12 protein-coding genes are annotated in these 14851 nt (G+C 72.1%); 4 read left to right on the top strand and 8 right to left on the bottom strand.

The genetic code is table 11. The features are described from left to right. Positions 1–20 precede the first annotated feature (20 nt). Genes HUN08_RS05325 through HUN08_RS05310 form a run of 4 tightly spaced genes read left to right on the top strand, consistent with a single transcriptional unit; the run spans position 21 to position 7503 of the window. On the top strand, positions 21–5084 hold the full coding sequence (locus tag HUN08_RS05325) for a non-ribosomal peptide synthetase (RefSeq protein ID WP_301546903.1): 5064 nt from the start codon (positions 21–23) through the stop codon (positions 5082–5084). Beyond that, on the top strand, positions 5081–6073 hold the full coding sequence (locus tag HUN08_RS05320; protein WP_301546902.1) for an ABC transporter substrate-binding protein: 993 nt from the start codon (positions 5081–5083) through the stop codon (positions 6071–6073). Before HUN08_RS05325 ends, HUN08_RS05320 begins: the two co-directional genes overlap by 4 nt. A 19-nt stretch (positions 6074–6092) precedes the next feature. Beyond that, positions 6093–6734 (top strand): isochorismatase family protein, encoded by a 642-nt coding sequence (locus HUN08_RS05315; protein WP_124247894.1) that lies wholly within the window; start codon positions 6093–6095, stop codon positions 6732–6734. Next, positions 6727–7503 carry an SDR family oxidoreductase gene (locus HUN08_RS05310; protein WP_124247893.1) on the top strand — a complete coding sequence of 259 codons (777 nt, stop codon included), beginning with the start codon at positions 6727–6729 and terminating at the stop codon, positions 7501–7503. The genes HUN08_RS05315 and HUN08_RS05310 overlap by 8 nt, the downstream gene beginning before the upstream one ends. A gap of 55 nt (positions 7504–7558) precedes the next feature. Here HUN08_RS05310 and tsaD read toward each other — a convergent pair whose 3' ends face one another. The 8 genes from tsaD to HUN08_RS05270 are packed head-to-tail and all read right to left on the bottom strand — an operon-like array spanning position 7559 to position 14846. Then, entirely contained in the window at positions 7559–8614 is a 1056-nt protein-coding gene (gene tsaD / locus HUN08_RS05305; RefSeq protein ID WP_124247917.1) for a tRNA (adenosine(37)-N6)-threonylcarbamoyltransferase complex transferase subunit TsaD, read from the bottom strand. A 4-nt stretch (positions 8615–8618) separates the two neighbouring features. Then, complete coding sequence (gene rimI, locus HUN08_RS05300) at positions 8619–9110, bottom strand: ribosomal protein S18-alanine N-acetyltransferase (RefSeq protein WP_124247892.1); 492 nt, start codon at positions 9108–9110, stop codon at positions 8619–8621. Further along, positions 9107–9832 (bottom strand): tRNA (adenosine(37)-N6)-threonylcarbamoyltransferase complex dimerization subunit type 1 TsaB, encoded by a 726-nt coding sequence (gene tsaB / locus HUN08_RS05295; protein ID WP_124247891.1) that lies wholly within the window; start codon positions 9830–9832, stop codon positions 9107–9109. The genes rimI and tsaB overlap by 4 nt, the downstream gene beginning before the upstream one ends. Then, entirely contained in the window at positions 9825–10307 is a 483-nt protein-coding gene (gene tsaE / locus HUN08_RS05290; RefSeq protein ID WP_124247890.1) for a tRNA (adenosine(37)-N6)-threonylcarbamoyltransferase complex ATPase subunit type 1 TsaE, read from the bottom strand. Before tsaE ends, tsaB begins: the two co-directional genes overlap by 8 nt. Beyond that, on the bottom strand, positions 10304–11455 hold the full coding sequence (locus tag HUN08_RS05285) for an alpha/beta fold hydrolase (protein ID WP_124247889.1): 1152 nt from the start codon (positions 11453–11455) through the stop codon (positions 10304–10306). Before HUN08_RS05285 ends, tsaE begins: the two co-directional genes overlap by 4 nt. Then, the gene (gene alr, locus HUN08_RS05280) at positions 11455–12600 is read right to left on the bottom strand and encodes an alanine racemase (RefSeq protein WP_124247888.1); all 1146 of its coding nucleotides are present in this window, start codon (positions 12598–12600) and stop codon (positions 11455–11457) included. Before alr ends, HUN08_RS05285 begins: the two co-directional genes overlap by 1 nt. A 15-nt stretch (positions 12601–12615) precedes the next feature. After that, positions 12616–14106, bottom strand: a complete 1491-nt coding sequence (locus tag HUN08_RS05275; protein ID WP_124247887.1) for an NAD(P)H-hydrate dehydratase — start codon at positions 14104–14106, stop codon at positions 12616–12618. Positions 14107–14138: 32 nt separating this feature from the next. Next, positions 14139–14846: a carbon-nitrogen hydrolase family protein gene (locus HUN08_RS05270; RefSeq protein ID WP_124247886.1), complete on the bottom strand. Its 708-nt coding sequence runs from the start codon at positions 14844–14846 to the stop codon at positions 14139–14141. Positions 14847–14851: the final 5 nt, after the last annotated feature.

Genomic DNA, 14851 nt, shown 5'->3' with positions numbered 1-14851 from the left:
CTAATTAGAGACCACACCCGATGGAAAGCCCGCCCTTGCCGATCGATCTCACCGCCGCCCAGCTCGCTGTGTGGTTCGCGCAGCTGCAGGTGGCCCACGCCCCCGTGTATCAGTGCGCCGAGCGCATCGATATCGACGGCGACTTCGACGCGCAGCGCTTCGCCTCGGTGCTCGGCGACTGCCTGCGGCAGGTGCCCGCGCTCAACGTGCGATATGCCGACGACGGCGACGGACCGCGCGCCCACCCGCTCCCCGGCGTGGCGGATCACCCGGTCCAGATCAGCGAGGCCGTCGCGGGCGACGTGGCCGCGATCATCGACGCCGCGATGACGACCGCCCCGATCGTCGACGAGATCGTCGGCGACGCGCTCTCCGGCCAGCACCTCGTGCGCGTGCTGCCCGAAGCGGCGGGCGAGCACGTACGGCACGTCTGGATCACGCGGATCCACCACATCGCCGTCGACGGGTATTCGTTCGCGCGGCTGCTGCGGTGGGTCGCGGACTGCTACACCGCCGACCTCGACGGACAGCCCCGCCCCGAGTCCCCCTTCGCGGCACCCGGCGCGGGTGACGAGGCGGATCACGCCGCCAGCGATGCGCGATTCTGGGCCGACTACGTCGACACGGCCCGGCCGCCCTCGGTGTCGCGCGGCGAACCCGCCCTCGCCCACGACCGCGCGATCCGGTTCACCCACCGGCTGCCGCCGCGGACCTCGGCGACCGACCGCGGCTGGGCGGAATCGCTGATGGCGACCCTGGCCTGCTACGTCGGTGCCTACTCCGGCGAATCCGACACGACGATCGGCGTGCCGTGGGCGAACCGTCGACTGGGTGCCCCGGTGACGCTGGAGCCGGAGGTCAACATCCTTCCGTTGCGGCTGCACGTGACCCCGACCGCGACCGTGGGCGGATTGATCGACGAGGTGGGCACCGAATTGCGGGCGGTGCGCCCGCACACCCGGTATCGGGCCGATCACCTGCGCCGCGACCTCGGGCTCGTCGGCGCCGACACCCCGCTCTACGGCCCGGTCGCCAACCTCAAATTCTTCACGCCGCAGTTGCGGTTCGGCCCGGCGACCGGCACCGTCGGCAACATCGCGATGGGACCCGTCGACGACCTGACGCTCACCGGCTCCCCGCAGCCCGACGGCGGCTTCGTGCTGGAGGTCGAGGCCAACCCGGCGCGCTACAGCGTCGACGAGACGCGGGCGCACGGACAGCGGATCGCCGACCTCTTGGGACGCCTCAGCTCCGCCGACGCGCAGGTGCTGCTCGGATCGCTGCCCGTCGCGCTCCCCGCCGAGGCCCGCCGCGAGTCGGTCGACCTCAACCAGACCGACGACGAGCCCACCCGCGATGAGGCCGAGTCGACGACGCTGTGGCAGCTGTTGGCGGCCGCCGCCGCGGAGCACGCCGACCGGGTCGCCCTGGAATGGGACGGCGGCTCCCTCACCTATGCCGAGTTGCACGCCTCCGTCGCCGATCTCGTCGGGGCGCTGCGCGTCGGGCGCGGCAGCGTCGTTGCGCTGAAGATGGCCCGCTCCCCGGAAATGGTGATCGCCATATTGGCCACGCTCGCCTGCGGCGCCGCCTATCTGCCGATCGACCCGGAGCTGCCAGACGAGCGCATCGACGGCATGCTCGCCGATGCGCAACCGGCAGCACTGCTCACCCTGCCCGAAGAGCGGTCCGACTCGAGCCGCCTCCAATTCGTCCGCGAGACGCGGTCCTCATTCCGGTGGTCGAATGCCACTAAGGCACCAGCCGCGCCGGTGTACGGAGACCCCGCCCCTCGCGACGCGGCGTACATCATCTTCACCTCCGGATCGACGGGGCGCCCGAAGGGTGTGGTCGTCGAGCACCGGAGCATCGTCAACCGGCTGCGGTGGATGGACGACACGTTCGCGCTGACGCCCGCCGATCGGGTGCTGCAGAAGACGCCGTACTCGTTCGACGTCTCGGTGTGGGAGTTCTTCTGGCCGTTGATCAGCGGGGCCACCCTGGTGCTCGCGACGCCGGGGATCGAGCGCGACGCCGCCGCCCTGGCCGCGCAGTTCGCGCAGCGCCGCATCACGGTCTGCCACTTCGTCCCCTCGGCGCTCGCCGCCTTCCTCGCCGCCGATGCGGTGGAGCAAACCCCACTCGAGCACCTGCGCCTCGTCGTCTGCTCCGGCGAGGCCCTGCCGCCCGACGTGCTGCGCCATGCGACCGACACACTGCCGGCCGCGGTCCACAACCTCTACGGCCCCACCGAGGCCGCCGTCGACGTCACCCACTGGACCCCCGGGCCCGACTGGACCGGCGACGAGGTGCCGATCGGGTCCCCCATCGCCAACACCGCCTGCTACGTCCTCGACAAGGCGCTGCGCCCGCAGCCCGCCGGAGCGGTCGGCGAGCTCTACCTGTCCGGCATCCAGCTGGCCCGCGGCTACCTGGGCCGCCCCGCGTTGACCGCGACGCGCTTCGTCGCCGACCCCTTCGCCGATGGGGAGCGCATGTACGCCACCGGCGACCTCGTACACCGCGACGAGGCCGGGCGGTTGATCTACGACGGTCGCGTCGACGACCAGGTGAAGGTCCGCGGGCGGCGTATCGAGCTGGGCGAGATCCAGGCGACACTGGCCGATCTGCCCGGCGTCGAGCAGGCCGTCGTGGTCACCCGCACGATCACGACCGGCAGCGGCGACTCGACGATCATCGTCGGCTACGCGGTCGGTGCGGGGGTCGATCCGCTGCAGGTCCGCGATCAGTTGGCCCGTCGCCTGCCCGGCTACATGGTGCCCGACGCGATCGAGGTGCTCGACGCCCTGCCGATGACCCGCAACGGCAAACTGGACCGCCGCCGGCTCCCCGAACCGCGGCTGGGCGCGACGTCGATCATCGCCCCGCGCACCCCCGTCGAAATGACCCTCGAACCGCTCTTCGCCCAGGCACTGCTGCGCGACGAGGTGTCGGTCACCGACAGCTTCTTCGATCTCGGCGGCACCTCGCTGAGCGCCTCGGCGCTCGCCCTGCGCTGCACCGAGGTTCTCGGCACCCCCGTCGGCGTCGCCGATCTGTTCGCCGCGCCATCGGTCGCCGCACTCGCCGCGCAGCTGGCCGGCGACGGCCCGGCGGCCGACCCGTTCGGCCGGCTGCTCACCCTGCGCGCCGCCCCCGATCACGACCGGCACCGCAGCCATGTCCCCGCACCGGTCTTCGCCGTCCACCCCGCGGGCGGGCTCGGCTGGTGCTACGCCGGGCTGCTGCCCCATCTCGACCCGAAAGTCGGGCTCTACGCATTGCAGGCCGACGGATTGCGCGGCGAACACCTTCCGCGTTCGTTGACCTCGGTGGCCACCGACTACCTCGACGCCGTCGAGAAGGTCGCGCCCACCGGGCCGATCCGGTTGCTCGGCTGGTCCGTCGGCGGCGTCATCGCCCACGAGATGGCCGCGCAGGCATCCGCCCGCGGCCGCGAGGTCACCCAGCTGGTGTTGCTCGACGCCTATCCGAGCGAGTGCTGGGCCGATCGGGCCCCGGCGACGCCCGCCGAGGTCCGCCGGGCATTGCTGATCATGGCGGGTACGCGCGACGACGCGGCGCTCGACTCCGACGACGAGGTGCTCGCCGCCCTGCGCGACCACCACGCGGCCTTGGGCACCCTCACCCTCGAGCAGGTCCGGCGCATCACCGACGTCGTCAGCCACTTCGCGACGCTCATGCGCGAGCACCGCACCGGCGTCGTCGACGTCGACGTTGCCCACTTCGCCGCAGAGCGCGGCGCGGAGGACTTCCTCTCGGCGACCGCGTGGGAACCCCATGTCGACGGGACGCCGACCTACACCGGGCTCCCCGTCGACCATCCCGGAATGGTCTCCCCCGACTCCCTCGCCGTCGTCGCCGACATCCTCAACGACTCCCCGTCGACGAACACGACGCCGACCGTCGCGGCACCGACCGATGCGCCGCAATCCGCCGAGCCGCACACCGAGAAGGTCGTGCTGCGCTTCACCGCCCCGGCCGACACCCACGGCGTCTACGCCTGGGTCAACCGCCTCACCGACGGCCCGGCGCTGAGCCGCGGGCAGATGCGCCGCCGACCGGGCACCGACGACTGGATTGCCGAACTCGCCGTGCCGCGCGGCACGATGGCGACCTACCGCTTCTACCCCTATCCGGCCGACGACCCGGCCCTGCACGACGACGGGATGCTGCACTATTCGCGCGACGTCGCGGCCAAAGCCGTGAGCGATCCGGCGAACCCCTTGGCCGAATCGCCCTTCGGGTCGGTCCTGCGCACCGCGGGCGCACCCGACCTGGCGGCGTGGCACCGTCCCACGGGCGATCGCGTCGCGCTTCTCGCGAGCGGCACACTGGAACCCGCCACGTGGGGGGACGCGGACTCGGCCCCAGTGCGATGGCGGCTGACCGCGCCGATCGGCAGAGTGCCCGACACCTCGAAGCCCGACACGACGGCGCCGACGCGGATCGTCGTGCTCCTCGACGCCGACAAGTGGTTCGACACCTGCGATCTGCCCGGGGTACTCGCCGGGCGGCTCGGCGCCGACGACTCCCCCGTCGCACTCCTCGGCATCGACGCGCCGGTCGGCGCATCGCCCCGACTGCGCCAACTGGGCGCGAACCGGGAATTCCTCACCACCGTCGTCGACGAGGTGCTGGCACCGGCCCGCGCGACGCTCGGCACCCCCACCAGCACCGTGTGGGCCGGCCAGAGCCTCGGCGCCGTGGCCGCATTGGCGGCGGCCGCGTGGTTCCCCGACGCCGTCGACGAGGTCCTCGCCTACTCGCCGTCCATGTGGTGGGAGCCCGGCCGGACGGCGCGCCCGCAGCAGTGGGCCCCCGGGCCGGGCTGGATCGGCGACGAACTCTCCCGCGCCCTCCCCCGTCCCCTCCGGCTGGCCGTCGGCGCGAACGAGCACCTCCTCGTCGACTCCGTCGAAGCGCTGGCCGAGAAATTGACCGCGGCCGACTGGCCCGTCGAGCTGCGCCGATTCGCCGGCGGGCACGACATCGTGTGGTGGGCGACGCTGCTGCTCGACGACCTGACCGAACCATCCCCCACCCGAAAGGCGGCACCGTGAAGCCCCTGACAACGACGCTCACCCGACGACCGCTGCGGGGTCTGGCGGCGGCCACCGGCGCCGCATTGCTGCTACTCGGGACGGTGGCCTGCGGCTCGTCCGGTTCACCATCCTCCGGCGGTCCCGACCACTCCTACACCGATGCCGCCGGGCGTGCCGTCACCATCCCGACGACGCCGAAGCGGGTCGTGACGCTGGCCGAGGGCTCCCTCGACGCCGCGCTCGCGTTGGGCGTCACCCCGGTCGGCACGACGTCCGGGCGCGGCCAATCCGGCATCCCGGATTACCTCGCACCCGCTGCGAAGGGCGCGCAGATCCCGATCGTCGCCTCCACGCGCTCCCCGAACCTGGGGCAGATCCTCAAGGTCCACCCGGATCTCATCGTCGTCGACGACACCACCGGCTCGCGCAACAGCATCGATGACCTCGCCAAGATCGCGCCGACGATCCTCGTCGCCAAGACGAGCGACGGTTGGGAGAAGTACTTCGCGCAGATGGCGCAGGTCCTGAACCGCCCCGACGAGCACCATCGGGTGCTGGCCGAGATCACCGGCAAGCTCGACGCCGCGCACCGCCTCGTCGCGGCGCACCCGGGCGGCAAGCCGCTGACCGCCAGCGTGGTGCGCTGGACCGCGGAGGGGCCCACCCTCGTCGGCGGGAATTCGCTGTCGAGCCAGGTGTTGCGCCGTGTCGGCATCGAGCGGCCCGCCGCCCAGGAGAAGATCGACTCGGCGCACCGCTCCGGGGAGAAGGTCAGCATGGAGAAGCTCGACCTCATCGACGCCGACTACATCTTCTTCGGCGTGCTCGGCAGCGCGGAGCAGGCCCGCGCCGCGCTGCAGACGGCACGCACCAAACCCGGATTCGACGCCCTGGGTGCGGCGAAGGCCGGGCACGTCATCCCCGTCGACGGGGCCCCGTGGACGAGCGGAACCGGCCCGCTCGGCGTCGAGGCCATCCTGCGCGACATCACCGGCGCCCTGAGCTAGAACCCTGATCGGAGCACATATGTCCATCCCCCCGATTGCGGAGTACCGGCTCTCCGACGTGCGGCCGCGCAGTGCGCCGATGCTCGACTGGCAGGTCGATCCGAGTCGCTCCGCGCTGCTCATCCACGACATGCAGAACTACTTCGTCGACGTCTACGAGCCCGGATCGGAGCCGCTGGCGAGCGTCATCTCGGCGATCGGCGCGCTGCGCGATGCGTGCGACGCGGCGGGCGTCCCGACGATCCTCACCGCGCAGCCGCCCAACCAGCACCCGTCCCGGCGCGGTTTGCTGACGCAGCGCTGGGGCACGGGCATCGGCACCGACGAGGAAGCCGCGATCATCGAACCGTTCGCGCCGCGACCGGCCGACATCACCGTGACCAAGTGGCGGTACTCGGCCTTCGCGCGGACCGATCTCCGGTCGCTGCTGGCCCACGACGGTCGCGACCAGCTGATCATCACCGGCATCTACGGTCACATCGGCTGCATGCTGACCGCCGCCGACGCGTTCATGCAGGACGTCCAGGCCTTCCTGGTCACCGACGGGATCGCCGATTTCAACGCCGACTTCCACGCCGACGCGGTCGACTACGTGAACACCACCTGCGGCGTGTCCATCTCCTCCGACGACGTGCTGACCGCCCTGAAGTCCAATGTCTGACGCCGTGCTGGCCGGGCGCCGGGCGCTGATCACCGGGGCGGCCGGGGGCATCGGTGCCGCGACGGCGCGAGCCTTCGCCACGGCGGGGGCATCGGTGCTGCTCACCGACGCCGATCCGGCGGTAACCGCGATCGCCGAGGAGACCGGCGGTCGGGCCGTCGTCGCCGACCTCGCCGACCGGGCCGCCGTCGCCGATCTGATCCGGCGCGCACCCGAACTCCTGGGCGGCCCGCTGACCACCGTCGTACACGCCGCGGCCCGATTGGCCACCGGACCGGTCAGCTCCATCGACGACGAGGAGTGGGACCGGCTGCTGGCGGTCAACCTCACCGCGACGATGGTGCTGCTGCGCGCTTCGTCCGGCGCCATCGCCGACGGCGGGACGATCACCGTGATCTCGTCGAACGCGGCCGCCTCCCCGCGTCTGGGTCTCGCCGCCTACGGCGCGACGAAGGCGGCGGTCACCAGTCTGGTGCGCAGTGCCGGACTGGAACTCGCGGCGCGCGGTATCCGGTGCAACGTGATCACGCCCGGCTCCACCGACACCCCGATGCTGCGCGGCATGTGGCCCGAGTCGGTGCCCGCGCAGGACAGCGCCGATGCGGTGATCGCGGGTTCGGCGCAGGATTTCCGACTTGGTATCCCGCTGGGCCGACTCGCGCAACCCGAGGACATCGCGGCCACCGCGGTCTTCCTGGCCTCCGACGAGGCCCGCCACATCACGCTGCACGATCTGCGTGTCGATGGCGGCGCCACCCTCGACCAGTAACGCCTACCCACCCCAAACCCGCCGACTGGGCACCCCAATCACGCCGACTGGGCAGTCAGTAAGCGCTGATCTGCACCGACATCCCCGGATCGGTCGCGACGGTGAGCGGCGACGGAGCCGCGCCGCCGGCGATCACATGGGCGCCCAGGGTCGCGATCATCACGCCGTTGTCGGTACACAGCCGCGGCTTGGGCACGCGCAGGGTGATCCCCGCCGCGTCGCAGCGCTCCTGCGCCAACGACCGGATGCGGGAATTGGCCGTCGCACCGCCGCCCAGCACCAGCGTGTCGACGTCGAAATCGGCACACGCACGCAGCGCCTTCTTGGTCAGCACGTCGGCGACGGCCTCCTGGAAGGACGCGGCGACATCGGCCATCGGCACCTCCTCGCCGCGACGTTCGCATCCCTCGACATACCGTGCGACCGCGGTCTTCAGCCCGCTGAACGAGAAGTCGTACCGCGCGTCTCGAGGACCGGTCATGCCGCGCGGGAACGCGATCGCCGTCGCATCCCCGTCGCGCGCCAATTCGTCGATCGCCGGGCCGCCCGGGTAGCCGAGGCCCAGCAACCGCGCGACCTTGTCGAAGGCCTCACCGGCGGCGTCGTCGACGGTGGTCCCGAGTTCCTCGATCGGCTCGCCCAGATCGGTGACGCGCAGCAGATGTGTGTGTCCGCCGGAGACGAGCAGCGCGATACACGGCGGCATCGGGCCGTGCTCCAGCGTATCGACGGCGACGTGGCCGCCGAGGTGGTTCACCGCATATAGCGGCACCTCCCAAGCCAGGGCGTACGCCTTCGCCGCCGCCACCCCGACGAGTAGCGCACCGGCCAGTCCGGGTCCGATCGTCACCGCGATCGCATCGGGCTTCTCGATACCCGCCGCGGCCAGGGCGCGCCGCATCGTCGGCACCATCGCCTCCAGATGCGCTCGCGACGCCACCTCGGGCACCACGCCTCCGTAGCGGGCGTGCTCGGCGACCGACGACGCCACCTCGTCGGCGAGGAGTCGGACGGGACCCGCGGCCGCGGACGAGCCGCCACGGTTCGGCATCCACTCCACGATGCCGACGCCGGTCTCGTCGCAGGAGCTCTCGATACCCATCACGATCAACGGTTCACTCATCGGGGTTCTCCGGCATCTTCCCGCTCGCCGCGGGACGGATCATGGTGTACGCGTCGGCACCGGACGGCTGGTAGTACCCCTTGCGGATCCCGGAGCGGATGAACCCGGCGCTCTCGTAGAGCCCGATCGCGGGGTCGTTGTCGACGCGGACCTCGAGGAACACCGGGGCGTCGCGGGCATCGGCGACGGCGAGCATGGCGTCGAGCAGGTCGCGCCCGAGCCCTCTTCCGCGATGGGCCAGACCCACGGCGATGGTGTGGATCTCGCACTCGTGATCATCTGCCGGACCGAGGATGGAGATGCCCGCGTATCCGATGGGCGGCTCCCCCGCTTCCTCGCGCGCGGCGAAGTAGCGGTTGTAGGGCGCCTTCAACTCGGCCCGGAACGCGGCCGCGGGCCAGGGCGAGTCACCGGCGAACAGCTCCTGCTCCAAGGCGGCGCACACACCGACGTCGGCCAGCTTCAGTTCGTCGATCACCGTCATCGGGCGACCCGCTTCTTGCGTGCCGCGTGCTTCTTCTGGTCGGCGAGTTCGACGGCATCCGGGCGACGCAGGTACAGCGGCACCAACGGCTCCGGAACGGCGGCGGCGAGCACGTCCTCGGCGGCGACGGCGGCCAGGCCGACGACATCCGGCGTCGCGTCGACGATCCGCTCCCCCACTTCGGGCAGCATCGACGGCACGCCCGCGACGAGGTCGGTCGTCTCGTCGGCGAGTTGCTGCGCCAACGCGGCGGGCGCGAGCACACCGGGACCGTCGACACGCTTGCCGTCGACATATCGCGCCCAATAGACCTCGCGGCGTCGCGCATCGGTGACGACGACGAGTGAGCGAGCATCGACGTCGCGGGACACGGTGCCGGCGAGGGCGTCGAGGGTGCATACGCCGTACACCGGGATCCGCAGGGCATCGCCGTAGGCGGCGGCGGTCGCCATCCCGACCCGCAGCCCGGTGAACGGACCGGGGCCGCACCCGACGACGACGGCGTCGAGATCGGTTCCGTGCCAGCCGGTTTCGGCGAGACACTCCCGCATCAGGGTGGTCAGCGTCTCGGCGTGGCGGCGGTCGTCGGCGACGATCCGCGAGCCGGCCTCGGCGACCGTGCCGTCGCCCGACACGACGGCCAGCCCGGTCACCACCGCCGACGTGGCGGTGTCGATCACGAGGACGCGTCGCTCGCGGTCGACCACCCCTTCGTCAGGCATCGACCCACCGCCACCGTGCGTGCCGCACCTCGGATTCCGGCTCCCGCGACAGCCGCACCAACAGATGCCGCGCGGCGAGTCGTTCGGCCACCCCGGCCCCCCATTCGACGACGACGACGCTGTCGCGCAGGTCGGTGTCGAGGTCCAACGCGTCCAGTTCGTCGAGCAGATCGACACCCGTATCCGATCCGGGCTCACTGCCGCCGAGCCGGTAGGCGTCGACGTGCACCATACCGGGACGACCCGGCTCCGAGGCCCGATGCGCCCGGGCGATCACGAACGTCGGCGAGGTCACCCGCCCGACGACGCCCAACCCGGCGCCGATACCCCGTGACAGCGCGGTCTTCCCCGCCCCGAGCGGGCCGTCGAGGATCACCAGGTCGCCGGCGCGCAACGTAGTCGCCAGCGAACGGCCGAAGTCCTCGGTGTCGGCGACCTCGGTCAACACGACCTCGCCGGATACACCGGCGGTCATGCCCACGGCTTCCACCACGGTTTCGGCGCGGGCGGTGAATCGGGCACGACGAAGGGCTCTTCGACCAGCGGCTCCGCGGGGCCGTCCGCGGCCACCCGCACGGACAGCTCCTCGCGCACCCGGGTGATCAGCTCGTCGAGAATCTCGTCGATCTCGGCCGGGCGTTCCATCTGCACCATGTGACCGGCCCCCTGCACGATGGTCAGCCGGCAGTTCTCCCCGAGCACCCCGTAGAGCGAATAGGAATTGGGGAAGGGCGTCATGCAGTCCTCGTCGCCGCAGACCACCACGCTGGGCACCCGCGCGAGCACCGGCAACGCGGCCGTCTCGTCATGCACCTCGAGGACCTGCAGGAAATGCACGATCGTCGAGAGCGGCGTCTGGCGGATCATCCGTTCGACGGCGCGCGCCGCGGTCGGGCTGTAGAAATCGGGGCCGAAACTGGCAGCCAGCAGCACGGGCTCCAGGGCGCGGCGGGCCCGGGTGCGCCCGGCCTGGATGAACCAGGGCGCGCGGCGCACGACGGCGCGGAAGGCGGTGACGACCGGGTTCTGCAGTGCCGTGCCGACGCCGGCGTCGGTGATGCCGCGGGCCGCGGTGGCGATCAGCCCCACCCCGACGACGCGCCCGCCGGGACCGAACAGCCCGGGCTGGCGGCGTGCGAGCGCCATCGTCGCCATGCCGCCCATCGAGTGGCCGACGATGACGACGGGACCGGTCGGAGCGAGCGCGCGGATCACGGCCGCGATGTCGTCGCCGAGCTGTGTCATCGTCGCGGAATGCGCCGGGGCCGCGGCGCTGCGCCCGTGGCCGCGGTGATCGAAGAACACCAGGCGGGTCCGCTCCCCCCACGCCTCGGCGAGGGCGGCGCGCTGGAAGTACCACGAGCTCATCCGCAGCGCGAACCCGTGGACGAACACCACGGTCAGTTCGGGGTCCGTTCCGCCGCCCACGACGCGGGCCGCCAGCCGCACCCCGTCGTCGGCGGCGACCGTGTACTCGTCGTCGCGGTAGACGGAGTCGAAGGCGATGTCGGCGTACGGGTCGTCGAGTCCGGCGCGGGCCTGCGTCAGCTGCCGCGCGACGCCGCTGGCCGCGAGGGTGCCGATCGTCGAAACACCCGCCCGTGGATTACGTCGGCGTGCCATCAGGCCCCACCTCCGGTGTAGACGCGCGCGATGCGGGGGCCGATGCCGGTGACGATCTCGTAGTCGATGGTGTCGGTGAGATCGGCCCATTCGCGCGCGGTCGGGCCACCGTCGGCACCGGTGCCGAACAGCGTCACCTCGTCGCCCTCGACGACGCCGCCGCCGTCCGGGCCGAGGTCGACGACGAACTGATCCATACAGATCCGCCCGACACCGGTGAAGTCGCGTCCGTTGATCCGCACCCGCAGACGCCCCGAGAGCAACCGCGGCACACCGTCGGCATAACCGACCGGGATGACCGCGACCACGGTGTCGGCCGGCGCGCGATAGGTGTGGCCGTAGGAGATTCCGCTGCCCGCGGACACCTGCTTCACCAGCGACACCTGCGTGCGCAGCGTCATGGCGGGGATGAGGTCGGCCGTGCTGTGTCGCGGCACCGGGTTCAGCCCGTATACGCCGATCCCGGGGCGCACCGCGTCGAAGGCGAGGTCGGGGCGGGTCAGGGCGGCCGGGGTGTTGGCGAGGTGGACCAGCTCCGGCTGCGCGCCGATGCGGCGCAGGTCGTCGACGGCGGCGCGCAACCCGGCCGCCTGCTCGTCGTTCGCCGGATTCTCCGGTTCGTCGCCGCAGGCCAGGTGCGCCATCGCCCCGTGCAGCCGTACCGCGCCGGCGGCGTGCGCCCGGCCAAAGGCCTCGACGAAGGCCGGCCACTCCGGCGCCGCCACACCGCCGCGGTTCATCCCGGTGTCGACCTTCACCGTCACGCTGGCCGTCTCCCCGCGCCGGGCCGCCGCCGCGACGACCGCGTCGAGTTGGCGCGACGAGGAGACGGCGACGTCGACGTCGGCGGCGATGGCCGACTCGAAATCGGTGTCGGGGGTGTGCAGCCAGGCGGTCACGGGTGCGGCGATCCCGCCCTCGCGCAGTGCGACCGCCTCACCGACGTGGGCGACGCCCAGCCCGACGGCCCCCGCGTCGACGAGGGTGCGCGCGACGGGAAGGGCGCCGTGACCGTATCCGCCGGCCTTGACGACGGCGAGCACGCCCACCCCCGCGACATCGGAAAGGACGCGGAGGTTGTGGGCGATGGCCGCCAGGTCGACGGTGGCGGTGCCCAGAGCTGTGGTTCCGGTGGAGACAGGCATCAAGGAACTATTGTCTCAGATTCCGCCGACCGACGATGCCGGACCCGCTTGCCCGCGCAGCGTCCGAATCGCGTCGCTGATGGCCGCTACCAGCGACGATGCTCCGATCGGGGCGCCCGGACTCCCCGCGGCGATGTGTGCGGCGACACTATGCGCACGTGCCCCCATCGCCGCTGCGACGGCGGGTTGCAGCCCCGTCGCCAGCAACGCCCCGATGATCCCGGCCAGCGCGTCCCCCGATCCGGCGGTCGCCGCCCAGGACGATCCGGCCTCGTTGACGAGGACCTGACTGTGGTCGGCCGCCGCTATCACCGTCGCCCGGCCCTTGAGCAGCACCGTCGCACCGAACTCGGCGGCGCAGGCGGCGACGGCAGCGACCCGGTCGGGTCCCAGCGGTTCACCGGTCAGCCGGGCGAACTCCCCGGCATGCGGGGTGAGCAGCGTCGGGGCGGTGCGCGCGGCGAGGAGTTCCCGATGCTGTGCGAGCAGGGTGATCCCGTCGGCGTCGACGAGGACGGGCACGTCGGCGGCCAGCACCGTGCGCAACCGGATCAGTGCGGCATCGTCGGTGCCGAATCCGGGGCCGACGACCCACGCCTGGACCTTTCCGGCCCGCTCGGGTTCGTCGGCGACGACGACCTCGGGATGGTGGTCGACGACGGCGGCTGCCGCGGGTCCGGCGTAGCGGGTCATCCCCGACGTCGCCGCGACGGCGGCACCGGTACACAGCAGCGCGGCGCCCGGATAGCGCGCCGATCCGGCCACGATTCCGACGACGCCCTGGCGATACTTGTCGTCGAACGGTCCGGGCACCGGCCAGGCCGCACCCACCTGCGCATCCGACAGCGATCCGAGTACGGCGCCGTCTGCGGCGTGATGCCCGAGTCCGATATCGACGACGACGATCCGCCCGCACTGCGGTGCGGCCAGCACGTGGGCACGACGCGGGACGCCGAAGGTGACGGTCAGATCGGCGCGCACGGCTGGCTCGTGCACCTCGCCGGTATCGGCGTCGACGCCGGACGGCAGGTCGACGGCCACGACGCGCGCCCGCGGCGACCGCGTTCCAACCGCGTCGAAGACCGCTGCCGCGGGCGGGCGCAGCGGACCGGTGCCGCCGATACCGACCACCCCGTCGACGACGACGTCGAGTTCGCCGAACTCGGCGACGACCCGGCCGCCGGCCGCGCGCAGCGCCGCCAGGCCGCCGCGGTGTGCGCGGTCCGGCGCGAGCAACACGGCGGAGACGGCGACTCCGCGCCGGGCCAGAACCCCGCCGGCGAACAGTGCGTCGCCGCCGTTGTCGCCGGACCCGACGACCAGACCGACCCGCCGGCCGTACACACCGCCGGTGGCGCGCAGGTCGTCGATGATGGCCGACGCCACCCCGTGCGCGGCCCGGCTCATCAGGACACCGCCCGCCAGCAGCCCCGTCGCGGCCTCCGCGTCGCGGATCTGCGCGACCGTCGGGTACCGGACGTCGGGTTCGATGCGCGGGTTGGACATACCGACCACCATTCCTGATTCGTCGATCACAGTCATGCGGCCCGGCGACAGGCCGCCACCGCGGTCTCGCCGGGACGATCGCCGACGGTCGCCATCACCCGTCCCTCCGGCGACCAGATCGTCGACCGTCCCAGTGTCGTCTCATATCCTCCGCCGGTCGGTCCGGCGTGGCTGGCGAATGCCACGTAGGCGCCGCAGTCCGTCGCGATCGCCGTACCCCGTCGGTCCTGTTCGGCCGCCTCGTCGGGTCGGTGGACGAGGCCCGCGGCATAAAGGTCGATCCCCAGCTCGGCCGTCGCCCGGATGTGCCCGGCCGCGCCGGTGTCCTTGCAGATACCGAGCCCGACCCGCCACCCGTCGACCTCGATGACCGCCGGCCCCTTCCCGGCGGCGAAGGACCTCGACTCCGCACCGCCGAGCATCTGCTTGCGGTACGCGAGCGCGCTACCGTCGGCGTCGACTCTCACCGTCGCGATATACGACGATCCACCGTCGCGCACCGGCAGGCCGACCAAGGCCACCGCACCCGTCGCGGCGCAGGCGTCGATGATCGGCGCGAGCCGCTCGTCGTCCACGGCGACCGGTTCGGCGTCCAGTTCGTAGCCGGTCAGCGACAACTCGGGAAAGACCACCAACCGCGCGCGGGAGTCGACGATCGCCCGCGCGTGCTCCATTGCGTTGGCGGCGACGTCGTTCGACCGTGTCCGGGGCTGGGACACCGCAACGGTCAACGCGTCCACAGCGG

The organism is Gordonia sp. X0973 (assembly GCF_013348785.1).
In the GTDB taxonomy this organism is placed as follows: Bacteria; Actinomycetota; Actinomycetes; order Mycobacteriales; family Mycobacteriaceae; genus Gordonia.
This window is presented reverse-complemented; position numbering and strand designations above follow the sequence as displayed.